General features: G+C 47.0%; 33 protein-coding genes and 2 pseudogenes. 24 read left to right on the top strand and 11 right to left on the bottom strand.

The window, feature by feature from the left end; translation table 11 throughout:
- From ACYQ2N_RS16775 to ACYQ2N_RS16800, 6 genes are all read left to right on the top strand, one after another.
- On the top strand, positions 1-204 hold a 204-nt coding region (locus tag ACYQ2N_RS16775; RefSeq protein ID WP_460000574.1), incomplete at its 5' end, for a hypothetical protein.
- A gap of 83 nt (positions 205-287) precedes the next feature.
- Complete coding sequence (locus tag ACYQ2N_RS16780; protein ID WP_459996645.1) at positions 288-545, top strand: hemolysin XhlA family protein; 258 nt, start codon at positions 288-290, stop codon at positions 543-545.
- A gap of 14 nt (positions 546-559) precedes the next feature.
- Positions 560-1,333: a peptidoglycan recognition protein family protein gene (locus tag ACYQ2N_RS16785; protein ID WP_459996643.1), complete on the top strand. Its 774-nt coding sequence runs from the start codon at positions 560-562 to the stop codon at positions 1,331-1,333.
- 14 nt (positions 1,334-1,347) lie between these two features.
- On the top strand, positions 1,348-1,782 hold the full coding sequence (locus ACYQ2N_RS16790) for a hypothetical protein (protein ID WP_459996641.1): 435 nt from the start codon (positions 1,348-1,350) through the stop codon (positions 1,780-1,782).
- A gap of 138 nt (positions 1,783-1,920) precedes the next feature.
- A complete protein-coding gene (locus tag ACYQ2N_RS16795) occupies positions 1,921-2,736 on the top strand; it encodes a hypothetical protein (RefSeq protein WP_459996639.1) in 816 nt (271 codons plus the stop codon).
- 18 nt (positions 2,737-2,754) lie between these two features.
- Positions 2,755-3,495 carry a hypothetical protein gene (locus ACYQ2N_RS16800; RefSeq protein WP_459996637.1) on the top strand — a complete coding sequence of 247 codons (741 nt, stop codon included), beginning with the start codon at positions 2,755-2,757 and terminating at the stop codon, positions 3,493-3,495.
- Between the two features lie 631 nt (positions 3,496-4,126).
- Here the strand turns inward: ACYQ2N_RS16800 and ACYQ2N_RS16805 are convergent.
- From ACYQ2N_RS16805 to ACYQ2N_RS16820, 4 genes and pseudogenes are all read right to left on the bottom strand, one after another.
- Positions 4,127-4,468, bottom strand: coding sequence for a helix-turn-helix domain-containing protein (locus tag ACYQ2N_RS16805; protein WP_459996635.1), 342 nt, complete (start codon positions 4,466-4,468; stop codon positions 4,127-4,129).
- 52 nt (positions 4,469-4,520) lie between these two features.
- Positions 4,521-4,943 carry a hypothetical protein gene (locus ACYQ2N_RS16810; protein ID WP_459996633.1) on the bottom strand — a complete coding sequence of 141 codons (423 nt, stop codon included), beginning with the start codon at positions 4,941-4,943 and terminating at the stop codon, positions 4,521-4,523.
- Between the two features lie 439 nt (positions 4,944-5,382).
- Entirely contained in the window at positions 5,383-5,571 is a 189-nt protein-coding gene (locus ACYQ2N_RS16815; RefSeq protein ID WP_459996631.1) for a DUF6019 family protein, read from the bottom strand.
- 16 nt (positions 5,572-5,587) lie between these two features.
- Positions 5,588-6,730 (bottom strand): annotated as a pseudogene (locus ACYQ2N_RS16820) (MBL fold metallo-hydrolase); the annotation flags it as partial.
- Positions 6,731-6,970: 240 nt separating this feature from the next.
- Here ACYQ2N_RS16820 and ACYQ2N_RS16825 point away from each other — a divergent pair.
- From ACYQ2N_RS16825 to ACYQ2N_RS16865, 9 genes and pseudogenes are all read left to right on the top strand, one after another.
- A pseudogene (locus tag ACYQ2N_RS16825) lies at positions 6,971-7,483 on the top strand (GspE/PulE family protein); the annotation flags it as partial.
- Between the two features lie 14 nt (positions 7,484-7,497).
- Positions 7,498-8,544, top strand: a complete 1,047-nt coding sequence (locus ACYQ2N_RS16830; RefSeq protein ID WP_460000575.1) for a type IV pilus twitching motility protein PilT — start codon at positions 7,498-7,500, stop codon at positions 8,542-8,544.
- Positions 8,541-9,743 carry a type II secretion system F family protein gene (locus ACYQ2N_RS16835; protein ID WP_460000576.1) on the top strand — a complete coding sequence of 401 codons (1,203 nt, stop codon included), beginning with the start codon at positions 8,541-8,543 and terminating at the stop codon, positions 9,741-9,743. Before ACYQ2N_RS16830 ends, ACYQ2N_RS16835 begins: the two co-directional genes overlap by 4 nt.
- A 149-nt stretch (positions 9,744-9,892) precedes the next feature.
- Positions 9,893-10,417: a type II secretion system protein gene (locus tag ACYQ2N_RS16840; protein ID WP_460000577.1), complete on the top strand. Its 525-nt coding sequence runs from the start codon at positions 9,893-9,895 to the stop codon at positions 10,415-10,417.
- A gap of 64 nt (positions 10,418-10,481) precedes the next feature.
- Complete coding sequence (locus tag ACYQ2N_RS16845) at positions 10,482-11,249, top strand: prepilin peptidase (RefSeq protein WP_460000578.1); 768 nt, start codon at positions 10,482-10,484, stop codon at positions 11,247-11,249.
- A gap of 15 nt (positions 11,250-11,264) precedes the next feature.
- Positions 11,265-12,701, top strand: a complete 1,437-nt coding sequence (locus tag ACYQ2N_RS16850; protein ID WP_460000579.1) for a hypothetical protein — start codon at positions 11,265-11,267, stop codon at positions 12,699-12,701.
- Complete coding sequence (locus ACYQ2N_RS16855) at positions 12,664-13,230, top strand: hypothetical protein (protein WP_460000580.1); 567 nt, start codon at positions 12,664-12,666, stop codon at positions 13,228-13,230. The genes ACYQ2N_RS16850 and ACYQ2N_RS16855 overlap by 38 nt, the downstream gene beginning before the upstream one ends.
- 94 nt (positions 13,231-13,324) lie before the next feature.
- Entirely contained in the window at positions 13,325-13,588 is a 264-nt protein-coding gene (locus ACYQ2N_RS16860; RefSeq protein WP_460000581.1) for an AbrB/MazE/SpoVT family DNA-binding domain-containing protein, read from the top strand.
- Complete coding sequence (locus tag ACYQ2N_RS16865) at positions 13,572-13,919, top strand: PIN domain-containing protein (RefSeq protein ID WP_460000582.1); 348 nt, start codon at positions 13,572-13,574, stop codon at positions 13,917-13,919. Before ACYQ2N_RS16860 ends, ACYQ2N_RS16865 begins: the two co-directional genes overlap by 17 nt.
- A 763-nt stretch (positions 13,920-14,682) precedes the next feature.
- On the opposite strand, the gene ACYQ2N_RS16870 is transcribed toward ACYQ2N_RS16865, so the two are convergent.
- The 7 genes from ACYQ2N_RS16870 to ACYQ2N_RS16900 form a co-directional block, all read right to left on the bottom strand.
- Positions 14,683-15,048: a hypothetical protein gene (locus tag ACYQ2N_RS16870; RefSeq protein ID WP_460000583.1), complete on the bottom strand. Its 366-nt coding sequence runs from the start codon at positions 15,046-15,048 to the stop codon at positions 14,683-14,685.
- Positions 15,045-15,479 carry a hypothetical protein gene (locus tag ACYQ2N_RS16875; RefSeq protein ID WP_460000584.1) on the bottom strand — a complete coding sequence of 145 codons (435 nt, stop codon included), beginning with the start codon at positions 15,477-15,479 and terminating at the stop codon, positions 15,045-15,047. The genes ACYQ2N_RS16870 and ACYQ2N_RS16875 overlap by 4 nt, the downstream gene beginning before the upstream one ends.
- Positions 15,480-15,560: 81 nt before the next feature.
- Positions 15,561-15,692, bottom strand: a complete 132-nt coding sequence (locus ACYQ2N_RS16880) for a cyclic lactone autoinducer peptide (protein ID WP_460000585.1) — start codon at positions 15,690-15,692, stop codon at positions 15,561-15,563.
- 127 nt (positions 15,693-15,819) lie between these two features.
- Entirely contained in the window at positions 15,820-16,404 is a 585-nt protein-coding gene (locus ACYQ2N_RS16885; RefSeq protein WP_460000586.1) for an accessory gene regulator ArgB-like protein, read from the bottom strand.
- Between the two features lie 6 nt (positions 16,405-16,410).
- Positions 16,411-17,271 carry a sensor histidine kinase gene (locus ACYQ2N_RS16890; protein ID WP_460000587.1) on the bottom strand — a complete coding sequence of 287 codons (861 nt, stop codon included), beginning with the start codon at positions 17,269-17,271 and terminating at the stop codon, positions 16,411-16,413.
- Between the two features lie 3 nt (positions 17,272-17,274).
- On the bottom strand, positions 17,275-17,631 hold the full coding sequence (locus ACYQ2N_RS16895; protein ID WP_460000588.1) for a hypothetical protein: 357 nt from the start codon (positions 17,629-17,631) through the stop codon (positions 17,275-17,277).
- A gap of 94 nt (positions 17,632-17,725) precedes the next feature.
- Positions 17,726-18,466, bottom strand: coding sequence for a LytR/AlgR family response regulator transcription factor (locus ACYQ2N_RS16900; RefSeq protein ID WP_460000589.1), 741 nt, complete (start codon positions 18,464-18,466; stop codon positions 17,726-17,728).
- 258 nt (positions 18,467-18,724) lie between these two features.
- Between ACYQ2N_RS16900 and ACYQ2N_RS16905 the strand changes: the two genes are divergently transcribed.
- The 9 genes from ACYQ2N_RS16905 to spoIIIAD all read left to right on the top strand — a co-directional run bounded on the left by ACYQ2N_RS16905 (position 18,725) and on the right by spoIIIAD (position 25,931).
- Complete coding sequence (locus tag ACYQ2N_RS16905) at positions 18,725-19,333, top strand: LysM peptidoglycan-binding domain-containing protein (protein WP_460000590.1); 609 nt, start codon at positions 18,725-18,727, stop codon at positions 19,331-19,333.
- Positions 19,334-19,486: 153 nt separating this feature from the next.
- Complete coding sequence (gene aroQ / locus ACYQ2N_RS16910) at positions 19,487-19,936, top strand: type II 3-dehydroquinate dehydratase (protein WP_460000591.1); 450 nt, start codon at positions 19,487-19,489, stop codon at positions 19,934-19,936.
- On the top strand, positions 19,933-20,994 hold the full coding sequence (locus ACYQ2N_RS16915; RefSeq protein ID WP_460000592.1) for a M24 family metallopeptidase: 1,062 nt from the start codon (positions 19,933-19,935) through the stop codon (positions 20,992-20,994). Before aroQ ends, ACYQ2N_RS16915 begins: the two co-directional genes overlap by 4 nt.
- Before the next feature lie 84 nt (positions 20,995-21,078).
- A complete protein-coding gene (efp, locus tag ACYQ2N_RS16920) occupies positions 21,079-21,636 on the top strand; it encodes an elongation factor P (protein ID WP_460000593.1) in 558 nt (185 codons plus the stop codon).
- 75 nt (positions 21,637-21,711) lie between these two features.
- Positions 21,712-23,367 (top strand): ribonuclease J, encoded by a 1,656-nt coding sequence (locus ACYQ2N_RS16925; RefSeq protein WP_460000594.1) that lies wholly within the window; start codon positions 21,712-21,714, stop codon positions 23,365-23,367.
- Positions 23,368-23,747: 380 nt separating this feature from the next.
- On the top strand, positions 23,748-24,785 hold the full coding sequence (gene spoIIIAA, locus ACYQ2N_RS16930) for a stage III sporulation protein AA (RefSeq protein ID WP_460000595.1): 1,038 nt from the start codon (positions 23,748-23,750) through the stop codon (positions 24,783-24,785).
- Between the two features lie 24 nt (positions 24,786-24,809).
- Positions 24,810-25,319: a stage III sporulation protein AB gene (locus ACYQ2N_RS16935; RefSeq protein ID WP_460000596.1), complete on the top strand. Its 510-nt coding sequence runs from the start codon at positions 24,810-24,812 to the stop codon at positions 25,317-25,319.
- Positions 25,320-25,336: 17 nt separating this feature from the next.
- Positions 25,337-25,534, top strand: coding sequence for a stage III sporulation protein AC (gene spoIIIAC / locus ACYQ2N_RS16940; protein ID WP_460000597.1), 198 nt, complete (start codon positions 25,337-25,339; stop codon positions 25,532-25,534).
- A gap of 10 nt (positions 25,535-25,544) precedes the next feature.
- Positions 25,545-25,931, top strand: a complete 387-nt coding sequence (gene spoIIIAD / locus ACYQ2N_RS16945) for a stage III sporulation protein AD (protein ID WP_460000598.1) — start codon at positions 25,545-25,547, stop codon at positions 25,929-25,931.
- Positions 25,932-25,939 lie beyond the last annotated feature (8 nt).

A 25,939-nucleotide genomic window follows, 5' to 3' on the forward strand; every position in this document is an offset into this window, starting at 1 on the left:
TTCAATAACGCCTTCAGGGCGTTATTTTTATGCTACGAAAGAGGTGAGCTCGAACGGTACAAGATAAGACCTACTCCGACGTTCGCCCCAGGGAGGGAGGACCGTACTCTCTCTTTTGTTATACTTGCCGCCGGTGGATACCAAACACCGCGAATCATGAGATGCGGAAAGAGGGGGTATTTGCCCATGGGCATTTCTGTGTGAAGGAGCCCGACGGGCAGGTGCGGGTGGTATTCGAAAAGGGGATACCAGAATAATAATTTTATGTCTGAAAGGAGCGGTGGGAGTTGGAAGACAATGAAATAATTAAAATTTTACTTGAAGTCAAGTCTGACGTTTCAAGGATAAACGGCAAGCTTGACTCCTATAACGGGTTAAGGGAAAAAGTTGATACTATCGATACTAAAGCAACCGAAACCGATGCCCGGGCAAAATCAAACACCCACCGCATTAATAAGCTTGAAGAAAGCAACACGTGGCTCTGGCGGACAGTTGCAAGCACCTTTATTGCCGCCGGTATTGCCGCGCGGGCAATTTTTAAGTGAAAGGAGTCTTCTAAGTGAGTTATCCAGTTCAAGAACAACTCATACGGTACAACCGCCCTGGCACGTCTCTCTATCCCCAGGGCTTTGTGATTCACAGTACCGCAACTCCTGGAGCTACAGCGCAGAATGAGCATGATTACTTCAACTCCGGGGACAGAGGAGCATCTGCCCATTATTTCGTGGACTGGGAGACAATTATCCGGTGTATCCCGGAAAACGAGCAAGCCTGGCACGCGGGCAAGACGGCCAACAGCCGGTTTCTTTCAGTGGAAATGTGCGAACCCAAGGGCACAGACCAGGCTAAGTTTGAGCAGGTCTGGCAGCGGACCGTTTGGCTCGTGGCTGACGCCTGTGTGCGGTACGGCTGGAATACCAAGGACAACGTATTTTCGCACCGCGGCATATCGGCCATGTACGGTGAAACAGATCACACTGACCCGATCGGGTACCTGGCCCGATATGGGCGCACGTGGGAGCAACTGCTTGCGGCGATTGATGCGGAGATAACCCGTATTAGGGGAGGGGGTGAAGACGTGTTAGATCATGCGGTGGTTTATTTTACGGACCGTGATTTTTCAAGCGCAAGGATCGTTTCGGATAAGCTTGGCGGATGTGCGATGTTCTGCCGAAATGGCCAGTCTGCAGTTCATCCGGAAGCGAAGTCGGCAAAGCATCTGGTGATTATCGGCGGGCCTGAAGTCAAGGACCACCCGAATGTCACAAATTGCTGCGGAGCTGGGGCACCTGAGACGGCGATCCTGGCGGCACAGTATGCTCAAACATTATAAGGAGGGAAAAGTTTATGCCTAGTGATTTATTTACGACCTCGTATTTGGGCTCCTTTGCCGGCCTGGTGGCCGCAACCTACTTGCTGGTGCAATTCTTCAAGGAACCGATTCGCCAGCACCTGAGTGACTGGTGGGTGCGCCTGCTTTCCGTATTTATCGCAGCAGCCATTCAGTTGTTCGTGCTGTATGTCGGCGGCAATTTCACGGTAGAGGCCATCGGCTTGGCCGTGCTTAATGCGTTTCTTATAGCAATAACTGCAGCAGGGATGCATGATTTGAGTCAGCCCAGCACGCAACAACTTACCGCCACTCTTAATACATTTGAGCCAATTATAAGTAAGCCACAAGTTTATGAGGTGAACCCGCCAGTTATTGTGCCCGGGGCGAGTTCTCAGGCGGCTGGAGACCGGGGAGAAGAACCGCCCGGGGAAAATAGTATAAGTATGTAACTTAGTAGAGCCCTCTCTCGCTTAGGCGGGGGAGGGTTTTTTGCTTAATAAAAGAATTATTTTGTTCAATTGTGTGAGCAGGTAAAGTGAATTAAATATAGAATATATAAGCAAATATTTTATGTGAGGTGAAGTAACATGGCCTTTAAGCGGTTGAAGAAGTACTGGTGGGTTTTATTGTTACTTCTGTATTGTGTTATTTTGGTGTACAGACTAGCCGTCGTTGTCCCTGTTAATGGTTATGATGTGGCAACGGTAACAGTTTTCATAGCGATTCTTCAGACACTAATTCAAAATCTTGAACCATTAAAAAGGTTGTTACTTTTTATGTATTTTTGGTTTACTAACATTCAATTTTCTTGGAATTATACTGCTGATTTTTTAGTCCCATCGGCTTCTCTGAGAATTATTAATGAAAGATTTTTGAGAAATTTAATTACAACGGCAATCAGTCAAAATAAGAATCTTAAAAATAATAAGCAAGATATTCAGTATTTTTCTCGCAAAAATGGTATGGAAAGTATTATTACCTTTGATCCTATAGGGGTAAATCTTGAATTTATTAAATCTCAAGGAGATAGCATAGAAGATTTTGAAAATAACACTGCGATGCATTTAACAGTTAAGGGTAAAACGCTTGTTAGATATCGAAAAACTAAAGATGTGCTGGATGAGTTTATAACAAGCGTTTTCTCTGGTTTAGAGGAATCGCTTCAAGATATCCGACATAAAAAATTCGCACTTGAAATAAAATCGGGAGAGCAAGATCACGATTATTTTAAGAGACTCTTTATAAAAGGAATAGAGGGTCAAGAAGTTGATAAATTTAATCTGCAAAAAAAACCAGGCCGATGCTCTGTGCACGCTAGCGAAAAAAGAATATACGTATATTCTTCTAACAGGCAGGATTTAGTTATAAGCGTGAAGAACCTTCTTTTCAAATTGTCAATTTAAGGAGAAGGGGGTAATGTTTTGCCAATTTCAGCAAAACTATTTCACATTGAGCGCTATCCTGTTAATTTACCAATCGAGACTATGCCTACAACAGCTAACTCACAGACCAATATTACCTTAAGAACAAAAGTTGAATTGCTGGGGCATAGTGAGTACGGAACCTTAACCAAACTACAAATCACACACGATTTAGGGCACGATTTTGAAGGAGTTGGGTATTCAAAAGAACAAGGAAGGATTGATGACCTAATACACATTGCGAGTGAAAATGCATTTCCAGCTTTTGTGGACGATGGGCGACAATGGCTAATTAGTGCCTATTCTTCTAAACAAGTTTTTAATGCAGCATTCAAACGCTTACGGGCATGGATGCCAATAGACGCCAATGAGAGTCAGTTGCGAGCAAAGCCAGTAGGTATAGACCTCCTAAGAATGAAAGATTCATATGACCAACAAGCAGAGGGTCCGCAAATAAAAGGTGGTTGGTTTAGTCGCATACAGCTGTTAAATGTAGACGTCGCTTATATAGGAGGTAGTGACGTGGCTACCAGTGAGGATTGGGATCGTTATGAAACTAATGGTCTTATATCAGCAATGCGAGTAGATTATCCTAATGACGACCCTGACCAAGAGCCTTTTAGACTTCTTCTGACTAAAGATGGATCAGTGTTTAGCTACAAGGTTTTCCCGGAGGGGGAGTTCCTAAAACTTATCTTACCGATATTTGATTTTGCTAAGCAGTTTATAACTGAAGATTAGCAATGCTCTCATGCCCCGGTTACCGCGCCGGGGTTTTTATTTTTCAAAGATCAGATATATGTAAAGGCCGACTTTGCAAAGCCAGCTCGATGCGGGTTCCCGCGACCTCCCCGGCATAACGCCGGATCATCGGTTTCGACCAGTTCCCAGCCGGTCCGTAGGCGCTGGTGCGCTCATCAGGCGGGGCTATTTATTTGCCTTGCGAAGATGATATCTTGCACGCCAGTTAGCGTTTATATACGCTCTGCGACACTCATCACTGCAACAGATCCTTTTACTACGGGTATCAAATTGCGTTTTACATATGGGACACTGTCTTAATCCTTTGCGACGCTTGAGATTTCGAGCTGGATTAATGGCATCCTTGTTAACATGATAGTAACTTAATCCCTGACTCCTATCGATTGCCTTTACTGCCCCTACAGCGCATCTAGGGCAGTATCGCTGTTGTCCGGCATTCACGGTATAATCCTGGCCACAGATGACACACTGATCTATGCTGCCAAGAGGACGGTGAGCACCAGTACGTTTACGGCGTTTATAATCCTTATCATGCTTAGCACGCCTTTCTTCCCGGCATGCCGGACAGTACCAGGCGCGTGGACCGCCGGAGAAGGTTTTGCCACACTGTTTACAAGTCTTTGCCGTCAGCATCGTCATCACTCCCGGAGTTACCGAAGACACGCTGCATACCTTGACGCGTCACTAACCAACTCCCTCTGGCCTTACGGGCTTCATTTCCCGCAAATCGTCCTCCGGCCAGTTGGCGCTTAAGCGTGGGCTCTGTGACATTGCCCCATTCTTCCGCCGCCTCCGGGACGGTTATTACATCGTCTATTGTTATAATATCAGCTGGCCCAAATACTTGCCCTTGTGGGCTAACTAAGACGGGTTGATCGTAGCTGCTTTGGGCGTGGTCGGGAGTAAGCCGCCAGCCCCGCCATGGTCCTGTGCCTTGCCATATGTCACTCATAATTCGCGCCTCCTAATAGGAGCCGGGATTGCTCCCGGCCCTTCTCTTTCGCTTAGATCCGGGATATAAGGGACTCATCAAAGACAACTGCTCCATTACCGGTAATCACTGCATCGATCCCGCGCTCGGACAAAATGCGTTCCCAGAGCCAGACAACTAGGGTATCATCATAAGCCTCAGCACTATCGACTATGTCCTCGGGGTCAAAGCTGTCGGCGACTTCCTCGCCTGTCATGTCATAGTACGCGCTGCCCTCAAACACTTGGTTGCCAAAGTCTCCGGTAAATCCTTGCTCTCTGTCTAGCTCCCATGCCTCTATGATTGCATCCCTAATGTCTGCGATATTGACGCCGTTATTCTCGTCAAACGCCCATCCATATTCGCCGTAATTTTCGACGCGCTCCTGGTCGTTGCAAAACATTGCGTGCCCCCAGTCTGACATCGGATTGTCTCGTTTCGTGTATCTGTAGTACATTTTCATTCTCCTTTCGGCTCCGGCGGGGAACTGATATCTCTTGAGATAATAATAAGCGAATTCGCTCATAATGTCAAGCGAATTCGCTTAAGTTTTATAGAAAAAACTTTTGTGGTGGCTGGGATCATAGCCTTTTTTGTTTCGGGCAAAAATTCATATAGACTTGCACAGCAAAATTTTGTCCGATCATAATAATAAAGTGAGATTGGAAATAAAAGGGATACTATAAAACTAGAAGGAGAGACTGCAAAATGCATCACATTGTTCGGCATGGAGATAGCCTGCATAAAATAGCTAGACGTCACGGAAGACGTGTCCACCATCTTTTACGCATAAATCCTCATCTTCGCCGCCGGCCTCATCTTATCTATCCTGGCGAAAGAATTAGAGTTTGGTAGATTTGTATATCCGGATATGCAGGTTAAAAACAACCCCGGGATCACTCCCGGGGCTTTTCGTATTGGGCTTTGGCACTAGCCTGCACTAGGTCGCGGATCTCTTCAATGGATTGCTGCGTCTTTTCGGTAGCTTCGCGAACTCCATTACGGACGGCCACTTTGACGATAAAGTAAAAGAGCAAAAGGCCCAGGCCATAAAGCAGCAGGGCGGCCATTGCAGCGCCGCTCATAAATGTATCACCTCTCCTATTTCCTGGAGACCACTTCCCCCCGGGCGTTGTACAGCGCCGCTGGGTCTCCGTCATTGTTCCATATATACGACTTGGTCCAGACTAGTATTCCTGGTCCTGCCTGGGCTTTGTTACCGCTAACCACCTTGAGAGTTCCTCCAGCTGGTATTGAAGTCCCGGCTGGGAAGTTATAGGTCTGATTGCCTTCTACGCTGACTAATTTCCACCCGGTTAGATCCACTGCAGATCCGCTGCTATTGGAGATCGTGACAACCTCGGCGCTCAGGTCCACGCTCGCAATGCTGACAGATCCGGACGAAGAAACCGGGGCAGATGGGGCAGGAGTTGGAGCCGGTGTAGGACTCGGACTAGGGGACGGAGGAGCTTGCGGTTTGATCGGAGATGCGTTTTTATCAATCGTAATCGTACTACCATCACTCGTAGCGACAATGGTCCCGGCCTGGTCAGTACGATATACCGTAACCCCTGCAGATGCTAACTTATCCAGTGTTGCCTGGGCTGGGTGGCCGTATTTGTTCCCAGCGCCGACTGAGATAACGGCGTATTTCGGAGATACGGCCTTAAGAAACGAGTCACCGGTGGAGGTATTACTTCCATGGTGCCCAACTTTAAGGAGTGTTGCTTTTAAGCTGTTGCCACTTCTCAGCATCTCATTTTCTGAGTCAAAAGCAGCGTCACCGGTCAAAAGAAATGATGTGCTGCCGTAGGTTATCTTGAGTACCGCACTGTAGTTATTTGTATCACTGTAGCTAGAACTGTTAGGTGCCAAGAATACTTCGGATATTCCGGGTACATCGAGAACTACACCGGCTTTCGTCTGGATCCGCTTTGCGCCGCTTGCATTAATGGCCGCAATCATGTCCTCGAATGTTTTTGTGTTAGAGGTCGCGTTTGGCATGTAAACTTGTTTAACCGGGAAACTCTTAATCACCGTATCCATCCCGCCGATATGATCCTCATGCGGATGGGTGGCCACGACGGCGGCAAGTTCTTTGACGCCCTGAGCCTTGAGGTAATTGACCACCTCAGTACCATCAGCATTGTTGCCGGCGTCGACCAAAACTGCGGTGCCGGAAGGCGATTGGATGAGGATGCTGTCCGCCTGGCCAACGTCGATAAAATGCACCTTGAGATTGCCGCTTAGCGGGGTGGATTGAGCTGCCGATGTATTGGAGCTATTACTGGTATTTGAATCAGTGGCACCCGCGGCATCAGTCCATCCATGGACTAGTCCCGTGGTGCGGCTTCACGCTTCGTCGATTGCGCTCACGACGCTCCTCTGCTCTACGGTTCGCTCCGCAAGGTAGCTTGCCTGTTACATTCATCAGTGGTGCTGCGTATCAGCATGGAAGTCTGACTCTATATACATTGTTATCATATACGGGATAAAGAAACTGCGCGTATCGCCATTGGCGCGGCCTTAACCGGACATTTGGTCTTGTCCACTCTCCATACCAATACGGCTGGGGAAGCTATCACAAGGTTAATCGAGATGGGCATAGAACCTTATTTCTTGGCGAGTGCAATCAGTGCAGTTGTAGCTCAGCGCCTGGTGCGTAAGCTGTGTGAGCATTGTAAAGAGGAGTATGTGCTTGAGGAAACGGAGAAGAAAGCACTGGGGCTTAGGAATGAATTTGACGTTCTCTACAGACCAGGCGGGTGCCCGCAGTGCAGGAACACAGGTTTTCAGGGAAGGATTGGGGTACACGAACTTTTACTATATAATCAAGATATTAAGGAGTTAGTTTTGGCTAAACACAGCTCCCGTGCCCTTGAACGGGCAGCAGTAAAAGCAGGGATGGTTATTTTGCGTGAAGACGGATTGTTGAAAGCGGCTGCCGGTCTGACTTCATTGGAAGAGGCTCTGGCTTTGGGCGTCGAGGGGAATTAAGGAGGCAGAAAGAGATGTTGTCATTACAAGGTATTTTACAGGAGGCATCTGAGAAAAAGTGTTCAGACATTCACCTTACCGTTGAGAGCCCGCCGGTTTTTCGCATCGATGGATCTTTAGTGCCCCTTCCTTATGAAAAACTGACTCAAGCCGTAATGGCTGAGATCGTGCGCTCGGTGATGAACGATGAGCAGTTAAAAAGATTTGAGGAAATAGGAGAGCTTGACTTTTCTTACAGTGTGTCCGGACTTGGGCGTTATCGCATGAATGCCTTCCGCCAGCGCGGGTCATTTGGCATGGTTATCAGGCTCATTCCCTTTACTATTCCTGCGCCCGTGTCTCTGGGACTGCCGCCGGTGAGCCTGGACTTTGCGCGTTTGCACAAGGGTTTGGTGCTGGTGACAGGGCCGACTGGGAGCGGCAAGTCGACCACGCTCGCTTCTATGATTAATTACATTAACACGAATAGAGCTTGTCATATTATGACAGTTGAAGATCCAATCGAATATTTACATACCCATCAGAAAAGTTTGGTTAATCAAAGGGAGCTAGGTAGTGACACGCATTCTTTCGCCAATGCATTGCGGGCGGTTTTACGCCAAGATCCGGATGTTATCTTAGTGGGAGAGATGCGCGACCTGGAGACTATCAGTACGGCCATCAGTGCCGCGGAAACCGGGCACTTGGTGTTTAGCACCTTACATACAAATGATGCGACCCAGTCCGTAGACAGGATCATCGATGTTTTCCCACCCCATCAACAGCAGCAAATCCGGGTGCAATTAGCAGCAGTGCTCCAGGGAGTTATGTCCCAGCAGCTTTTGCCTAAAGCATCCGGCAAGGGCCGGGTAGCTGCCATTGAAGTTTTGCTGGCAACTGCGGCCGTCCGCAATTTAATCAGGGAGGGAAAAACCCATCAGATTCCTACAGTCCTGCAAACCGGCGGCAAGTTAGGCATGCAAACAATGGACAAAGCGTTGCAGGATTTGGTACGTCAGGGATTAGTAAGCCCGGAGGTGGCGCAGGAGAAAATGCTTAACCCCGAGGGAATGCGGCGATGAAACCCTTGTCCTATGACTGGAAGGCCGTCGATGAAAGCGGACGGCTGCGAGGCGGTGTCTCAAGTTTAAGCGGGGTGGAGGAAATCCGTGCTTGGTTGAGGAAACAGGGTTATTACCCTCTGAGTATCACTCCTCGCCAGCAGATTCTGGAAACCCTTTGGCTTTTAAGAGAGTCAAAATATGTATGGGTCAGTCTCACGCGCAGGCTGGCGGTGTTATTAGAAGCGGGTATCCCCTTATTGCGTGCTTTGCACATCCTCTCCCTTGAGGAAAAGGATAAGCATAAGCAGGACCAGTGGCAAACAATTGCCGCCAAGATCGAATCAGGAAGTGACTTGTCTGAGGCACTCCAATTTCTGACTCCTGCGCCCACAGTTTATCTAACGGCTATGGTGAAGGCCGGGGAACGCACTGGACGTCTGGCGGAGTTTCTGCATGAAGCGGCAGCGGAATTGGAGCAGGAATACTTGTTTTGGCGCAAAGTTCAGGGTGCGCTGGCCTATCCCCTGCTTTTGCTGGCGGGGAGCTTGGCTGTTATCCATATCTTGAGCTGGTGGGTACTCCCCATGTATGAGCAATTGTTTGCCGGGATGGATGCGGAGCTTCCTTTTTTGACTAGAGTCATTTTTGGATTAGGAAAACAGATTCCGGTGTTTTTGTGGCTGCTCGCCGGTGTCTTCGCTCTCGTGCTTATGGCCCGCAGATTTAATTATAGCCGCAGTTGGAAACTTCGTCTCGAAAAAACATTGGCCCTTGTTCCGTTCTTTGGCACTCTTTACCGTGAGGCTGACTTAGTGCAATTCAGCCGTATTCTCGGAGGGCTTTTGGATGCGGGCATATCCTTGCTTGATTCCCTGCGTCTGGCTGCTGCCAGTGTGCGCAGCCTCGAGATGCAGCTTCTGATTAATGACCTTAGTCAGGGAGTGCATGAAGGCAAGTCGCTCGCACCGTTTATCAGGGCCAGCCGACTTTTTCCGGTTGCCGCTGCTGAGATGATCGTTGTCGGAGAAGAAAGCGGCAGGCTTGATTATATGTTCAAGCAGCTGGCTAAGATCTTGCGTGGTGAACTGGAAACTAAGCTGGAACGGCTGGTGCGCATGTTGGAACCGGCTTTGATCAGCTTCTTGGCTTTTGTGATTGGGATGACCGCAGTCGGGGTACTGCTCCCTGTGTTTGAGACAACTGTTCGTTTAAACTAAAATTAGCAGCCAGGCTGTTAATACCACCAAGCGGTTGATTAAGGACAAGTTGATCCACTAAGTTGATACACTAATACGAAGATAAGTCATTATTAAGAAAGCAAGATAGTAAATTACAGGGATCAAACGAGTGAGAGGAGGTCGGACGGATGCTTGACTTACGGGAAGCGGCAAATTCTCATGGACTGGCAAACTCACAGGAACTGAGGAACTCGCCGGACAAAGGCTTTACTTTGGTTGAAGTAATGGCAGTGGTCGTAATTTTGGCTGTTTTAGCTGCTGTGGCCATCCCCAAACTTACGTCCGCCGCGGAAACAGCGCGCGTAAATGCTGATATTGCAACCGGGCACGAGGTTAAGCTGGCTTTGGACCGCTACCAGGTGGAAAACGGTGTTTACCCTACAATAGATGAAATGAATGATGCTGTAAATAATGGCGCAATTGAGAATGCTAATTTTGTACCTAAATATATAAGTAAGTTGGACAAGTCCACGACCCAGCAGCGAGCGGCCGATGAGGACAAGGGCTTCGGAGTGAAGCAGATTCCGGCAAGCTGGCCGGATACTACACCCTCTAACCTTATTGTGATTTACCTTACACCTGATGGTTCAGGAGCAGAGGTTTGCACCTATAATTCAGACCTGTCCCAAGTGCTCTGGACATCGGCCTATTAGATCGTGGTGAAAAGCCCCTTGATCGGGACTTTTTCGCCAGACACCAATTAGGGGGGATCTAAGATTGCTTTATTATAGTATCGTTTGTGGCATATTCGGACTACTGATCGGCAGTTTCTTAAATGTAGTTATTTATAGGTTGCCGCGCGGAGAATCAGTGGCAGTTCCTCCTTCCCATTGTCCTGCCTGTGGGCATTTTCTTAAACCTTGGGAGTTAGTGCCTGTGTTTAGTTATCTTATGCTTAAAGGCCGCTGTGGAAGCTGCCGCTCCCCTATTTCCTGGCGTTATCCCGCAGTGGAATTTTCGACTGCCGCGTTATTCTTTGCGGCAACATGGCAGAATGAGGGGTTGCTGAACTGGCGTTTGGGCATTAACCTAGTCTTTATTTCTATTCTTATTGCTTTAACATTCATCGATATCGATACATTGACCCTACCGGATGTGTTGGTTTTGCCGCTCTTGGGAATTGGATTGGTGGCGGCATTTCTTGTTCCGGGAGGCCCATCGGGATGGGAAAGCCTGGCCAGTGCCTTGGGCGCAGGAGCTTTGTTCTGGTTGATCGCTTTAATTTATCCGCAAGGGATGGGGCTGGGGGATGTAAAGTTGGTTGCCGCCTTAGGTGCCTTCTTGGGCTTCCCACTGATCGTTCTGGCTGTTTTCTTGGCTAGCTTTTCCGGTTCGCTTATCGGTGGGGTTCTCTTCTTGCTGCGCCGGTTGGAATTCAGGCAGCAGATTCCATTCGGGCCGTTTTTGGCTTTAGGTGCAGTGGTTTGCCTCCTTTGGGGTCAGGGTATTATTGCCCTCTATTGGTCTTTGATCTTTTCGTCCTGAGAAAGGAGCGTTGTGGTGAACAAAGAAGGGTTAGTCGTTGAAATTACGGATAAAGAAGTTCGCCTGCTCCGCTTTCCTATGGGACGGAACTTCGGAGATGCTGGAGATGTTTTTAACGGCATATTAAATAGGAACGAAGTCATTTATGACCGGATTTCGCTGGAGCAAGGAGTGGTGACACAAGGGGTCATTCAGCGGCCCGCGGAGCTTGCTTCAACTTTAAGAGAACATTTGGGCAAGCTGGGACATAGGGTATCAGAACTTCCTGCTTTTCTCTCCCTGCCTACACAATTCGGATTTATCCGGCATTTCTCGTTACCATGGATTGCTGTAAGATATAGGCAAGAGGCGATTCGCCATCTTGTAGAAGAAGAAGTGCCTTTTCCGGCAGGGGACAAGCTCTACGACTTTCAGACATTGGAGGAAAGCCCACAGGAAAACAGGTGGCACATTCTGATCGGAGCAGCCCGTCACTCCATAGTGGAATCATATACCGCTCCGCTGCTTAACGCAGGTTTGCGGGTGCAGGGTGTGGGGCTTGCCTTAGTGCATCTTGGGCACATGCTCAAAAGCGGAAGTGACGAACAGGTTATCTATGTGGAAGTGGAACAGGGGCAAATCCAGTTAGTGGTATTTAACGGGAAGATTCCGGAGGTTGTACGGACATTTACCACGGATTCCGACATTTCTGAACAGGCCTCTCTCGTGCGCCGGGTTCTTATGTATTATGCCCTTCAACAGAACCGGAGCGCGCTTACAAAGATTATCGCCAACGGGGGGGAGGCGCGGCTGCTGGCAGTGCGCTTGGTGCAAGAAGGACTGGCCCCACTTTGGGAAGAAGCTTCTGCTTTTTCTTCTTTTGCTGATGCTCAAACCAATAGCATGGAGGCCACTAAGACAAACGAAGCAGTAGGCCCTACGCTTACACTTCTTAGTTATGCTGTAGCTTGTAGCATGAAGGGCAATAAACTTAATCTTTGGCATGAGTATGAGCAAAAAAAGAGAAAGTTTAAGTTTTGGCGTACTGCTTTGGCAGCGGGGATTTTGTCTCTGATCTTGCTGGTATTTTCCCTGATACCTTTGCACAGACAAGAATTAGCCATGGCCAAAGAAGTGGGAATATTGCGGCAGGAAGGGCAAAGTATTCAGCTGGAGCAAGAAAAGCGTGCATCCCTGGCCCAAGACTGGCAGAATGTTTTGTTTCATCCTGTGCAAGTGGGAGACGGCCTGGCTAAAATTCAAACAAGTTTCTCTCCCAGGATAGCTTTTACGAGCCTGGAGTACAGGCAGGGAGGGCTGAACTTAAAAGGGAGAGCCTCAGCTCCCGGGGAAGTGGAAGATATTATGAAAGGGCTGAAGGATATGGGCTGGCGTCAGCCTCTCCTCACCTCTTACCGTCAGGAGGGGGAAAACATTGAATTTACGCTCAGTACTTCTCTATCTTCGAAGTAATAAAGAGGCGGAAACAAATTCCGGAGACAATATTTTGCGGTTAATGCTGGTGGGGGCTATGATTACGGGAATAGCCCTGTTTTCTTTGTCTTTGCTGGGATTAAGGCCTGTTCTTCAAAATATTGAGTCCTTAGAGCAAGAAAGACTATCTTGGGAGAAAGTTGTCTCCGGTAAATCTTCACTGGATTCGCTGCTTCTTCCCCGGATCGAGGATTTGCCGAATATTGTTGGGCTTTGCCAAGAAACTTTTCGGGCCCAAGGCGTGGATGCAACAAGCATAAACATGGAGAGTGTGAGCGGCAAAAGCCAAACTACCACGCAAAAACAAAACAGTGCTCAGAATTCTGAGACACTGGAGGGAGCTTTATTCCGCTTCCGCTTAAAGGGATCCTGGCCCCTGATTCTTGCCGCTGTCAGCGAGCTGGAGAAACACGATTCCTATGCGATCCATGTCCAGGAACTTACCCTTAATGAAGGCGGCGGAAATTTACTCCTGCAGATTTTTTACGAGGTGCCATTACCAAAATAATTTTCGGAACTTAGGAATTGCACTGGTTCGTTTGCTAAAGTATACTTAAAGTAAAGAAAGTAAAGAAGTAAGGACGTAGAAAGGTGGTTGCGCTGTGGAAGTATCAAGAATCAGCTCTAAAGGACAGGTAACAATTCCGAAAAGCATTCGAGAATTATTAAACTTAAACGAGGGTGATCGAGTTGCTTTCCTGGAAGACAACGGCAAAGTTGTGATCACTAAGGCCAGCTTAATTGCTTTACGTGAGCTACAAGATACCCTAAGTAAAGAGGCACAGGAAAAGGGCATTACCGAACAAGATCTTCTGAATGAACTAGAAGTGGTTCGGGAGGAAATGTGGAATGAACGGAAAAAGTAATGCCTTGCGGGTATTTATTGATTCCAATATCCTGGTGTCGGCTGTGTTATCCAATTCATCCCTATCCAGTAAACTATTAACTCTACTCATTGAGAAACACCATTTAATCATTTGCAGTTATTCAATCACTGAGGTTTCTAAGGTCATTAATCGTAAATTTCCAAAACATATTGGCAAATGGGATAAGTTCCTAACGTCTCTAGAATTTGAAATAGCATATACGCCGTCTGACTTAGTTAGTAAGTCTTCCGAAGTAATAAGTGAGGACCTCCCCGTTTCTATATTATATAAATATGTGCCATCATATCCATCTTCTGCTTGCTTAAAGTAGACGAAATGCTGATTATCTACCGGTATCCGTAGGATTGCGTTTTCTAGTAACTCTTGTTCTCCGGATTTGTCGCCGCGATATATAATACTGGATCTTAAATGCGGAAGATCACGGACACCGTTATAATAAAGCTTGTCACCTATCTTTTTAACGTTTTTTGCCCAGGAAATATATGGTTCTTCGATATTCGGGGTTGCTTTAGCGAAAACCTCAGAGCTGTCTGCTGTTACCTGGACTTGCTCGCCATTAACAATATTCACTATGAAAAGGCTATATCTTGTGGCCAAAAAGACGTTTTCATTATCCAACCAGCCTGCCTCCAAAATACGGACCGGGTATGTAAACGATAGCTTGTACCTATCAGTCTTCGTCTCATGAATCTCAAGTGTATTTCTTTTCCCGGTCAACAGAATATATTTTGATTTATCCGGGGAAGATCCGAATTCCCAGCTATACAAAGGAGCAGACTCCCAGTAAAGTTTGTTTCCCGTTGGTTCTTCTGACAAAAGAGATTTTAGTCGGTTGACAAAAAATCTGGGTTTGGCTAGCAAGCCCTAAATATTCAAGAGAGCGATTCCACCCTCAACGTCGATTCATAAGACAAATTCCGGGAAGTACCAGACCATTTTTGGGAGGAAAAGGAAGGTCTCTGAAGACAAACTTCGGAGACCTTCCACGAGCCGATTCAAGGGCTAACTCGAGTTTGAGGAAAAACGCTGCACAGATTTGTGCAGCATTTGCTCACTTGATTAAAAGATTATATTTAATATGATTTATATGCGTAACTGGTTGCACTATAAAGTTCTCCGCCATATTTTACATAATGCCATCCAACAGATTCCCAATCTTGAAGATAAATTTGATTGCTTGCATTTGCTGATATTTGTTGATAAGTACCATACCATTGGTCAGCAGAATTGGTGGCTACGATAGTACCATCTCGGTATAGTAAAGTATCTGTAATAAGGTCAGCATTTTCACTGCTAGTTGTAACCGATGTACCTGTCACTGTAAAAATATTGGTGTTTATTACGGAATACTTATCATATGAAAACCCATAAGCAACTGCTGTTAAACTTAATATCAAAGTTACGGTTATAACAAGAGTTTTAGTTATTTTTCTATTCATTTCTTAGCCTCCTTAATTCGTTTTGCGATTTTTTCTGGTTTTTCTTTAGATATATCAAATTGCGTAAGAGTGATAGTTCCATCAGGATGTTTGATACCTATAGAAACTTTATCATTTCCTTCGAGAAAAATTGTGGGTTTCGAGTCTCCTACTTTTAGGTCCTCATCCTGAGTTAAGATATGAATAGCATATGCTATTTTCCCCCTTATTTCAGAAGATTCTGTTGCAATATTATTATCGTATACCTCTCTTATAGACAGAGGTTTGTAATCTTTAGTGTTTAAATCAAAAGTATTAATAACTCTTTTTTGGTCCGCGTATTCAGTTTCTGAATATTTACTGTCAGAGAGAGCCACATTAGAATATCCAATTAGGAGTGCAACTGATAAAGTAGCTATACTTAAACCTGTAAGAATTTTTACTTTTTTCATAATTATTTTTACTTCCCTTTCTTTTTACTTTTTGTGTTGTTTCCTCCATCCGTAACTTGCCAGAGATTTTGTATTCTTAAGTTACTTCAACCCTTCCGGTTTTTTTGGCTCATAGAACCATCCCAGGCAAGTAGGGGTTGTGATGCCCAATGTTCCAACGAAAGCCAGCACAGATGTAAGCAACGAAGATATAACCCTTTTTTCGGGTTTCATATTCGTCCTCTCCTTTCTTTTATTAGATTTTCGGGATATCCCTTGTAGACATTTTACTACATCCACCCCAACAATTGGGGATTTCGGAATGAAAGTGTCATTTTTGGGAATGAAAAGACAGTTCATGTTATATCCCGAGACGTTGCATTATTCTGTCGCTTTGCAAAACAATTTTTCGACCCGGGGTACTCAACATAAAAGCTTGAAAGGCTAACCCTGCAGCTACGGGGAGAGTCAGAATTCGCCAGCCGGTCCCGGGGTCGGTTAGCAATCCAATAATAGGAAGACTGGCGCATATCATCCATATCAACAAAGTAAAACGCTTGGGTTTCCAAATGAACGGCATGGCCACTAGGACAAAAAGCATTGAAATCCACATTAGCACCTTAAATTCCATGTTGGTTGACGCGGCTTTCACGAGAAAGGACAATCCAATAAAATAGACCATAGTTAAAACGAAACACCGGCGGAAACTAGAACAATGGGCTCCGCCGGTAAATAGCCGCAGGGATAAAGCTGACAACATAATAATTAGCGTATAAAGAGCGGTGCCAAAAAGGGCTGACACCGCCACGGTCAATACCAGTTCTGTTCCAACGCCCAGCAACAAGGATAAGCCATATTCCACCTTGGCTTTTTGCACAGGCTCAATCGGAGTATTTTTTAGCAAATGACCGGTTAGGCGATGGGCAGTGCTCTCTAGATCAAACAAAAGACTTCAATCCTCCAATCTATGCTTGGGAATTTCGATTTTTACTCTAAACTGCCCGTCACCTGCGTTAATTGCAACGCTCCCACCTAATCTCTCTGTCAACCTTTTCACAATAAACAGACCTTGCCCTCTGCCCTCTTGCTTAGTACTTAAACCTTCCTTGAGAAAAATTTCTGGTTCACTTGGACTTGGTGTACTGTGCGGATTGGCTATTTCGAAGATATATTCCAGGGGGTCCTGCCGGAAATGAATACTTACCAAAGGCTCAGGTTGCTCGAGACCTTCAACAGCTTCCAGGGCGTTGTCCAAAAGATTTCCCAGGATCGACACCAGATCCATAATATACTTCCTACTACAATTAATATTTGCTGCGATGGTTAGATTCAATTGAATCGCTTTACTCTTCGCTAGATAATATTTAGACGAGAGCAAGACGTCGATTTCGTCTAAGCCAGTTTCAATTATAAGCAAGTCGCCATCGATGGTGCGAAGATAAGAGTTCAGATAGTCCTTCAATTCATCATACTTGCCCAGTGTTAACAAACCAAGAACTACGTTAAGGTGATTCTTAAGATCATGATGATGCTGCCGGTAAATCTGGTTTTGCTCAACAATGTGGGTGTACTTGAGGGCGGTTGTTTTCAATTGCTGTGCTTCCAAACCACTGAGATAGAGGTTCCTCACGACAATTAATGCTACTAAGTTTAGACACAGAATAATTATGCCAAAGAACAATTCCACCAGTTCGGGATGGTAAAATTGGAGGAAAGAATATTTCTTCATATAATTGTTGTTTACCAATATTACCATCAAGATCGACTGAATGGTAAAAAAGAATGCGGCCGTATTATAGGCATTTTTCTTCATTACTTAATCCTTTGCATTTGACTCATGTGATTGATGAAAGTGAAAATACCTAATAGCTAGAGCCAGAGCGACTGCCGCCAGAATTTGCGGAAAGAACCACAGCGTTCGTAGGAGAAAATCTTGTTCCATACGGATTGGATCGATACCAGTAAACATTTGGATGGCTTTCACATTAAGGAACTCAATGGCCAGGTAGAGTGAAATAGACATCAAACCCGCTGTCACCGCTTCAAAGATATGGCGCGGTCCGAATAGCTTTATTATAGCAATTAGTACGATACTCGAGATTATAATATTTAGAAGATAGCTTCCTGTAACCTGTCGGATCAAATGAGAGGCTGAGCCGAAAATAATTCCCATGGCAACCAAACGGCCCCCTGTAAATTTTTGTTCGAGGATGCTAGAGGCTAAAAGAACGATAACTATAGCTTCAGGGATGGAAAAAATAATTGTCTCAACCAGTCCGTGGTTTATAGTTACTCACTCCTTCGCCGGAGAAGAATTTGACTCTTTCCCTGAACTCCGGGTATAACTTTTTTTGCAGGTAAGCCTGGTATTCTTTCCCCTTGAAATAAATTTGATACGATGTACGGGAACTATGTTTAATTGACTCTACAAGTTTCACATTTACTAAGTAAGAACGATTGGTTTTAAAAAACATGAGAGTATCCAATTGAGCAGCCATCTCTTTCAGTGATTGCGTACACGAAAGAATATGGGTCCCTGTATAGACCAGAGTTTTCTTCATAATAGCTTCCACTAAATAGATATCTTCCTGATTCAATATCTCTATTTTTTCCTCACACTTTAGTTCGATTTTCTTTTCCGGGACAGGAGGTTTTCTTATAATCCGAGTCAATGTTTCATGTAATCTATTCGAATCCAGAGGTTTACTAATGTAGTCCGAGGCATATAAACGAATCGCATCCCTACCATGATTCTCGTCGGCTGTAATAAAAACGATCTCCATGTAAGGGAAATCCTTACGAACACGATCGGCGACCTCAATTCCCGATATTCCAGGCAAACCAATGTCTAAGAAGAGGATTTGCGGCCTGTGTTCCTGGACGAAGGATAAAAACTCTTCTCCGTTGGTAAAAGTTCCTGCCAGATCGATTTCTGGAACGGATGCCAGGAGTTTAGCTAACTCCTCTTGAAAGAAGAGATCATCCTCCACGATTGCTACACTAATCATCAGCTTATCTCCTGTTTCCCTTTTTCTTTAAGTATACCATTACAGATAATGTTAGTCACAGTATAAAATTCTTGATATTCTGATTATTGCCGCTAAATTTCGCAGAAAAAACTTTGGTTGTTCCTTATTTTTGCTGATTCGACTCTGATTTTTACTATTGAAAAGGTTAGCGGCATACGAACTTTCAGAATTAGTCCAATCATAACCGTGTAACAAGACATTCTCCTGATCCCATAATCTGGATAAGGAGGGATTGCAATGCACAGAGAATATATCATTCAGCCCGGGGACAACTTCTTTCTTTTGGCCCAGCGTCTGGGAGGAACGTGCGAGGACTGGATCAGGGCTAATGCACAGCTTAATCCGGTGATGCTGCAGGTTGGGCAAAAAGTGGTGATGCCCGAGATTAAAGCGGAGCTAAGGAACAAAGAGCAGTATGCGGAGATGAGCACCGGTGCCGGAGAGGAATTTGCCGGGGAGCATTTCGATGAGATAGAAATGGAAGTGGCGGGAGTTCAGTTTAAGGTAAAAAGAATTGGGGAAAGCAAGATTCCGCATGAAATTCACTTAATTATGCCGCGTGCCGAAATCCGCCAAATCCAGCCCTCAGGACCAAACGGACCCACTGAGGTTCAAATCATGTTGAGCAATGTAAATATTGTTCATTCCCCGCGCCTAATGAGTGAGGGAGTAGATAAAGCGGAGCGGGCGGAGAAGGCTGAAAGAGCCGAAAAAGTAGGTCGAACAGGTGAGACAGATAAAGCCGGCAGTTTTGGTAGATTTGAGAAGCAGCAGGGGTCTGAGAGAACCGAAGGTACGAATGGCGGGTATACCATGATCATTCCACCCGGGCAGCAGTTCCGGTAAACATGACTGCAGTCGGGAATCTGTAGAAAAATTCAAAGAGCAAAGTTTTCTCGAGATAAGCGCAGTGAGTAAATTTCCTTAATGCCGGAAAAGACTATGCTAGGGAGAGGAATTGTGTTAAAATTTTGGGGTGAGTGACAAGGAAGTGGTTAAGTGCGTAAAATCCGTATTTTTAATGGTCCTAATCTAAATCTGCTGGGCCGCCGGGAACCGGAACATTATGGGCGGCTGACCTTAGAACAAATTAACGCCAGCTTGGCTGAGATGGCGCAGGCTGCGGGCTTTGAAGCAGATTGCCGTCAGACCAACCATGAAGGAGTTCTTCTCGATTGGATCCATACGCTTACCCAGGAGGATTTCCTGATTATTAATCCCGGAGCTTGGACCCACACGAGTTATGCCCTGCGGGATGCGATTGCCGGGGTAAGTGTGCCTTCACTTGAGGTGCACTTGTCTAATATTCATGCCCGTGAAGAGTTCAGATCCCGTTCCCTGATTGCCCCTGTCTGCCGGGGGCAGATCTCCGGCTTGGGGGCCGATAGTTATGTGCTGGCCATGGAATACGCCATTAGGTGGCTTAAGAGCCAGGAGGTAGCAAAGTGAGTCGTTTGACGAGACTGCGGGCGAAGATGGCTGTGGAAAACATTGATGCTTTTTTGTCTATGCGCCCGGAGAATAGGCGCTACCTCAGCGGGTTTACCGGCAGCGCGGGAATGCTCTTCATTACTCAGGATAAGGCTATTCTTCTAACTGATTTTCGCTATCTTAAGCAAGCCGCCGACCAGGCTGCTGAGTTCCAAGTCGTAAAAATCGGGAGCGAACTCTTTAAGGAATTGCCTGAGGTCGGCCAGGATATTGAGCGGTTTGGGTTTGAAGGGGATTTCCTTACCTTCGAAGATTACACCAAGCTTGAGCAAGCTTTGGTTCAGACCCAGCTTGTGTCGCGTCCCGACCTTATTAATGATTTGCGCTCTGTTAAGGACGCTTCCGAGCTTGAACTGATCAGGCAGGCAGTGCGGATCGCGGATGATGCTTTCGGTGATATTCTACAGTTTGTGGCTGTTGGCCAAACGGAAGAAGAGATAGCCTTGCACTTGGAGTTTAAGATGCGGCAGGCGGGAGCGAGCGGGCCTTCGTTTGATTTTATCGCTGCTTCCGGCTGGCGGTCGGCGATGCCGCATGGGGTTGCAAGTTCCAAGAGAGTGCAGCGGGGAGAATTCCTGACCTTGGACTATGGGGCCATTTATCAGGGGTATTGTTCAGATATTACCCGCACTCTGTGTCTGGGAGAGCCGGATGAGAAACAGCGCGCCATCTATGACCTAGTGCTTGCTGCCAACAAGGCAGGAATTGAAGCCGTGCGGCCAGGGCGTACCGGCAAAGAAATTGACGGGGTTGCCCGTAAGATCATCGAAGATGCCGGATATGGCGAGTATTTCGGGCACGGCCTCGGCCATTCTGTAGGACTGGCCATTCATGAGGGCCCGAATTTAAGCCCGCGTGAAGAAAGGGTGCTTGAACCTGGAATGGTAGTTACAGTTGAGCCTGGAATTTATCTTCCGGACTTTGGCGGGGTCAGAATCGAGGATATGGTGCTCGTGACTGAGAACGGGTGTGAGGTCTTGACGCACTCGCCTAAAGATTTGATAATTATTGAGTAGGAGTTAGGCTTAAGAGCGGATAGTTGAAGCTTTAACCTGGACAAGCTAATTATAACAACTTTTATAGAGGGGGAAAGGGAATTTATGATTTCTTCAAATGAATTCAAAACCGGAGTCACCATCGAACTTGACGGAGATGTGTTTACGATTGTCGAGTTCCAGCACGTTAAACCTGGCAAAGGTGCCGCATTTGTCCGCACTAAGCTTAAAAATGTCAAGACCGGAGGCGTAACCGAGCGCAAATTCAATGCCGGTGAGAAAGTACCGAAAGCCCATGTGGAGCGGAGGGAAATGCAGTATCTTTATAAAGACGGTGACCTTTACATTGTTATGGATACGGAAAGTTATGAGCAAATGTCTCTGACTGCTGAGCAAATCGGAGATGGTATTAAGTATCTGAAAGAAAACATGAACTTAGGAACATTGTTCTTTGGTACCAATATTATCGGCGTTGATGTGCCCAATACCGTGGTCTTAAAAGTTGTGGCTACTGACCCGGGAATTAAAGGGGATACGGCTTCAGGCGGGTCCAAACCTGCAACTTTGGAAACCGGAGCAATCGTGCAAGTTCCTTTCTTCGTGAATGAGGGGGACGATCTCATCATTGATACCCGCAGCGGCAGCTATGTCCAACGCGCCTAAATTAAGAAGCATTAAAATACCTTCTGTGGGGCAAGATTTGAATGTATTTGCCAGCGCAGGAGGTTTTTTATTGCCATGAAATTAAGTGTGATTCCCCTCGGTGGGACCGGTGAAATCGGGAAAAATCTGATTGTTTTTGAGTATGGTGACTCGATCGTTGTCGTTGACGGCGGGGTTAAGTTTCCGGATGACGAGCTACTGGGAATTGACCTGGTTATCCCGGATATCTCGTATTTAATTAAACGCAAGGATAAAGTCAAAGCCCTTTTCCTTACGCACGGCCACGAGGATCATATTGGGGGCTTGCCCTTCATTCTGCCCAAGCTGAACATACCGGTTTATGGCACTAAATTGACGATTGGCTTAGCCCGGGAAAAGCTCAGGGACAATAGCGGCTATCCTGAGTCCTATCTAAATATTATTGAACCCGGGGTGCCGGTGCAGGTTGGAGCGTTTGAAGTTGAGGGATTTAGAGTGACTCACTCTGTCCCGGATGCTGTGGGGTATTCCCTGCTGACACCGGTCGGACGCGTGATTTACACCGGGGATTTCAAAGTTGACTATACCCCAATAGACGGAATGGAGATGGACTTGGGCAAACTCGCTGCCTGGGGTCAGGAAGGGGTTTTGGCCCTCATTTGTGATTCCACCAATGCGGAACGTCCGGGAGTTACGATGTCGGAGAAGGTCGTAGGAGGTACCTTGCACGATTGGTTTGGCAGGGCGCAAGGGAAAATTATTATGGCCACCTTTGCGTCCAATGTTCACCGCATTCAGCAGGCGATTGACGCTGCCGAGCATTATAAGCGCAAGGTGAGCGTAGTCGGGCGTAGTATGGAGCAGGTGGTGAATGTGGCGCGCGAACTGGGGTATCTGCATTTGCCGGACGATATCCTGATTGACAGTGCGGATGCCACCAAAATACCGTCAACAAGCGTGCTGATCTTAAGCACAGGCAGTCAGGGTGAGCCTATGGCCGCCTTGACCAGGATGGCTACCGGGAATCACCGCCAAGTGAACGTGCTTCCTCAAGATTTAGTAATAATCGCTGCTACTCCTGTTCCCGGCAATGAGAAACTGATCGGACGCACGATTAACCGTCTTTACCAAATTGGAGCGGAAGTTGTGAGTAAAGACTTGGCGCAAGTTCATGTGTCCGGTCATGCCAGCCAGGACGAGATCAAGCTGGTGATTCGGCTCACTAAACCGCGTTTTCTAATCCCTCATCACGGGGAAGTGCGGCACCAGGCAGCATTCCGGCGGCTCGGCCTCTCTTTAGGCTACAGTGACAAGGAGATTGCCATCACGGAACTAGGATCGCGGGTAGAACTGGGGCCTGAGGACATGTTTTTAGGGGAAAGTGTGGAAGCAGGAAGTGTCTATGTCGATGGCTTGGGTATCGGGGATGTCGGGCAAATTGTGTTGCGTGACAGGCAACAGTTGTCTCAGGACGGTGTAGTGGTCGTGGTGGCTGTTCTGAGCAAGGGTAACCCGTATAAGATTTCGTCCGGGCCGGATATTATTTCGCGGGGGTTTACCTTTATGAAAGGAGCGGGAGAATTGGTAGAGGGTGCAAAAAAGGTAGTGGGTTCTGCTCTGGAAGCGCAGCTGCGCCAGGACAACTGGGAATGGGGCATCCTCAAAGGGGCTGTATATGAGTCTCTCAGCAAATACCTGTGGGAAAAGACGAGACGGCGGCCCATGATACTGCCGATTTTACTTGAATTATAACAGATTCAGGTATTCAGAATTCAGTAACGTGAATGTCCAGTACGATAGTGTCCTGTGGACATTATCGCCGAAGCCCCTGACTATCAATGAATGACTTAACGGCTAAGGAAACATTCACGCCATGAGGCCTAGAAATTTAGCTCATGGCCGAATGGATCAGTACTCAGAATAAGTCCGCCTTCTGCGATACCATCAAGTCCTCAAATGTTTTCACCGATTATCTCATTCTGACTCCTGGCTACTGAGTACTTACATTTATTCGATAACGAGCCTGGTTATAAAACCGGGCTCTAACTAATTTAAAATGACAAGTCCCGCATCTAAAGCATGTCTAAAACGAACAACTTGCACATACCTTTTCTATTAAGGAGGGACAAAGGTTGTTGCTGCATACTAATCTATCCTCAACGCTTGAATGGGCTGGGGTGACGCCCTGGTTTGGAGGGAACTTAAATATAATCTTTGCCCAGATCAGAAAGGTTGCTCTGGCGGAAGTTGAGGAAATCCGGGTGCGTGTCGGACAACCTCTTTTGCTTCAAGGCAGCGGGCGCGACATTTTTCTGAATGCTCTCGGAGTCCCTAGCCGCCAAAAAGAAGGTTACTTAGTAAGTCGTGAAGACTTGGCTTTAACCCTGGAACGGCTGACGCAAAGCTCATTGTATGCGGCGGAGGAGGAATTGAAACAAGGCTTTTTTACGCTGCCGGGGGGGCACAGGGTCGGGATTGCCGGAGAAGCTATTTTAAGAGGCAAGGAAGTCCAAACCCTCAAGCACATATCCGCGCTTAACTTTCGCCTGGCCAGGGAAATCAGGGGCAGTGCCAGGGGGGTCATACCTTTTCTGTTAAAGTCTGACGGAGATTTCTGTCATACTCTTATGCTCTCTGCTCCCCGGGCGGGTAAAACCACTTTGCTAAGGGATTTGATTTACCTCCTTAGCACAGGGATCCCTGAGCTGGGACTCAGGGGTCAGACTGTCGGCGTTGTGGATGAGCGGGGGGAATTGGCCGGGATGCGCCAGGGAATTCCCACGTATAATCTTGGACCGCGTACAGATGTTTTAGACGGATGCCCTAAGGGGATAGGGATGAGTATGCTCGTGCGCTCAATGGCTCCCCAGATTATAGCAGTGGATGAATTGGGTCATCCGGATGATGTATCTGCGCTCGCCGATGCACTGCGCACAGGGGTGAAAATATTAGCGACAGCTCATGCCTCTTCCTGGGACGAAGCTTTACACAGGCCGACCTTGAAAATCCTCTTTACGGAGAAAGTTTTTACGCGGATAGTGCTCTTAAACCGTCAGCACGGGCCCGGGACGATCGCGGGGATTATTGATACCCTGACAGGACGTAATCTTTATGAAGAAACTAGATCAGAGACGATAGGAACTAAGGCAGGGCTAGGGCCGATTGTTTAGTAATTGGAGTTTTAGGAGGAGCCTATGCTTATTCTCGGGTGTGTAGGGTTAATTACGGGCTGCGGGGGAATCGGCTTAATCATTGCCGGGCGCATTAGGCGCAGACCCCGGGAACTGCGGGAATTCCTGACGGCCCTTTCTCTTTTGGATACGGAAATAGTCTGGGGAGCTACGCCGCTGCCCGAGGCCTTCGCATCTTTGGAAGAACGAGTGGAGAGACCTTGGCAAGGATTCTTCGGCGAACTCAAGAACCGTCTGCTGAGCGGGGAAAGTGCGGCCATGGCCTGGAAGGGTGTTGTGAGGGCACAATCCAGACAGTTTGCACTCAAGCTGGAGGATTGGCAAGTGATTAAGGATCTCGGCAAGGGTTTAGGGCAATCTGACCGCCAGCAGCAGCACAAACAGCTCGAACTTGTGCAAAGGCAGCTCGCTCTGCTCCAGGAACAAGCAGGGATTTGGGCGGAAAAGCAGGCGAAAATGTGGAGTTATCTCGGTTTTCTCTGCGGCCTTGCCGGAGTAATCATTCTAATTTGACAAGGAGGAGATGGGGTATGAGTTTTAACATTGTGCTAACAGTCGCCGGGATCGGTATCTTGGTGGGAATTTTAGTGATGCTGCTCAATGAGTCAGGCCGCCGCGAAATGGCGCAGGCTGTAACGATTTTGGGAGTGGTCGTGGCCCTCTATATTGTGGTCCAGTCCATTTCGGACTTGTTCAGCTTGGTTAAAAGCGTATTCCAGTTATATTAGGAGGATCATGGTGGATATCTGGCAAATCGTAGGCCTGGCCCTGATTGTCACAGTATTCGGCGCAGTCTTGCGCCAGTTCCGACCGGAAATTGCTCTTCAGTTGACCATACTAGCCGGAGTCACAATATTTTTGCTTATTCTTGGGAAAATAAAAATTATCATAGACCTTCTCCAAAACCTGGCTGATCAGGCAAGCATTAGTTCTTACTATTTGCTGATTGTGCTCAAGATCGTGGGCATCGCTTATGTGGCGGAATTTGGAGCCCAAATCTGCCGCGACGCAGGGGAAGGAGCGCTGGCCAGCAAAGTGGAGATTGCAGCCAAAGTAACGGTGCTGATTTTGGCAATTCCGATTATTACGGCCATCCTTGAATCTTTGATCCGGCTCTTAGGGTGAGGTGATGT

Source organism: Paradesulfitobacterium aromaticivorans (assembly GCF_054657415.1).

What these genes read in the sequence shown, in the direction of transcription:
- ACYQ2N_RS16790 (WP_459996641.1), top strand. Translation starts at nt 1,348, where the DNA reads ATGCCTAGTGATTTATTTACGACCTCGTATTTGGGCTCCTTTGCCGGC.
- ACYQ2N_RS16795 (WP_459996639.1), top strand. Translation starts at nt 1,921, where the DNA reads ATGGCCTTTAAGCGGTTGAAGAAGTACTGGTGGGTTTTATTGTTACTT.
- ACYQ2N_RS16805 (WP_459996635.1), bottom strand. Translation starts at nt 4,468, where the DNA reads ATGAGTGACATATGGCAAGGCACAGGACCATGGCGGGGCTGGCGGCTT.
- ACYQ2N_RS16810 (WP_459996633.1), bottom strand. Translation starts at nt 4,943, where the DNA reads ATGTACTACAGATACACGAAACGAGACAATCCGATGTCAGACTGGGGG.
- ACYQ2N_RS16815 (WP_459996631.1), bottom strand. Translation starts at nt 5,571, where the DNA reads ATGAGCGGCGCTGCAATGGCCGCCCTGCTGCTTTATGGCCTGGGCCTT.
- ACYQ2N_RS16830 (WP_460000575.1), top strand. Translation starts at nt 7,498, where the DNA reads ATGTTGTCATTACAAGGTATTTTACAGGAGGCATCTGAGAAAAAGTGT.
- ACYQ2N_RS16835 (WP_460000576.1), top strand. Translation starts at nt 8,541, where the DNA reads ATGAAACCCTTGTCCTATGACTGGAAGGCCGTCGATGAAAGCGGACGG.
- ACYQ2N_RS16840 (WP_460000577.1), top strand. Translation starts at nt 9,893, where the DNA reads ATGCTTGACTTACGGGAAGCGGCAAATTCTCATGGACTGGCAAACTCA.
- ACYQ2N_RS16865 (WP_460000582.1), top strand. Translation starts at nt 13,572, where the DNA reads ATGAACGGAAAAAGTAATGCCTTGCGGGTATTTATTGATTCCAATATC.
- ACYQ2N_RS16870 (WP_460000583.1), bottom strand. Translation starts at nt 15,048, where the DNA reads ATGAATAGAAAAATAACTAAAACTCTTGTTATAACCGTAACTTTGATA.
- ACYQ2N_RS16875 (WP_460000584.1), bottom strand. Translation starts at nt 15,479, where the DNA reads ATGAAAAAAGTAAAAATTCTTACAGGTTTAAGTATAGCTACTTTATCA.
- ACYQ2N_RS16880 (WP_460000585.1), bottom strand. Translation starts at nt 15,692, where the DNA reads ATGAAACCCGAAAAAAGGGTTATATCTTCGTTGCTTACATCTGTGCTG.
- ACYQ2N_RS16890 (WP_460000587.1), bottom strand. Translation starts at nt 17,271, where the DNA reads ATGAAGAAAAATGCCTATAATACGGCCGCATTCTTTTTTACCATTCAG.
- ACYQ2N_RS16895 (WP_460000588.1), bottom strand. Translation starts at nt 17,631, where the DNA reads ATGGGAATTATTTTCGGCTCAGCCTCTCATTTGATCCGACAGGTTACA.
- ACYQ2N_RS16900 (WP_460000589.1), bottom strand. Translation starts at nt 18,466, where the DNA reads ATGATTAGTGTAGCAATCGTGGAGGATGATCTCTTCTTTCAAGAGGAG.
- ACYQ2N_RS16905 (WP_460000590.1), top strand. Translation starts at nt 18,725, where the DNA reads ATGCACAGAGAATATATCATTCAGCCCGGGGACAACTTCTTTCTTTTG.
- efp (WP_460000593.1), top strand. Translation starts at nt 21,079, where the DNA reads ATGATTTCTTCAAATGAATTCAAAACCGGAGTCACCATCGAACTTGAC.
- ACYQ2N_RS16925 (WP_460000594.1), top strand. Translation starts at nt 21,712, where the DNA reads ATGAAATTAAGTGTGATTCCCCTCGGTGGGACCGGTGAAATCGGGAAA.
- ACYQ2N_RS16935 (WP_460000596.1), top strand. Translation starts at nt 24,810, where the DNA reads ATGCTTATTCTCGGGTGTGTAGGGTTAATTACGGGCTGCGGGGGAATC.
- spoIIIAC (WP_460000597.1), top strand. Translation starts at nt 25,337, where the DNA reads ATGAGTTTTAACATTGTGCTAACAGTCGCCGGGATCGGTATCTTGGTG.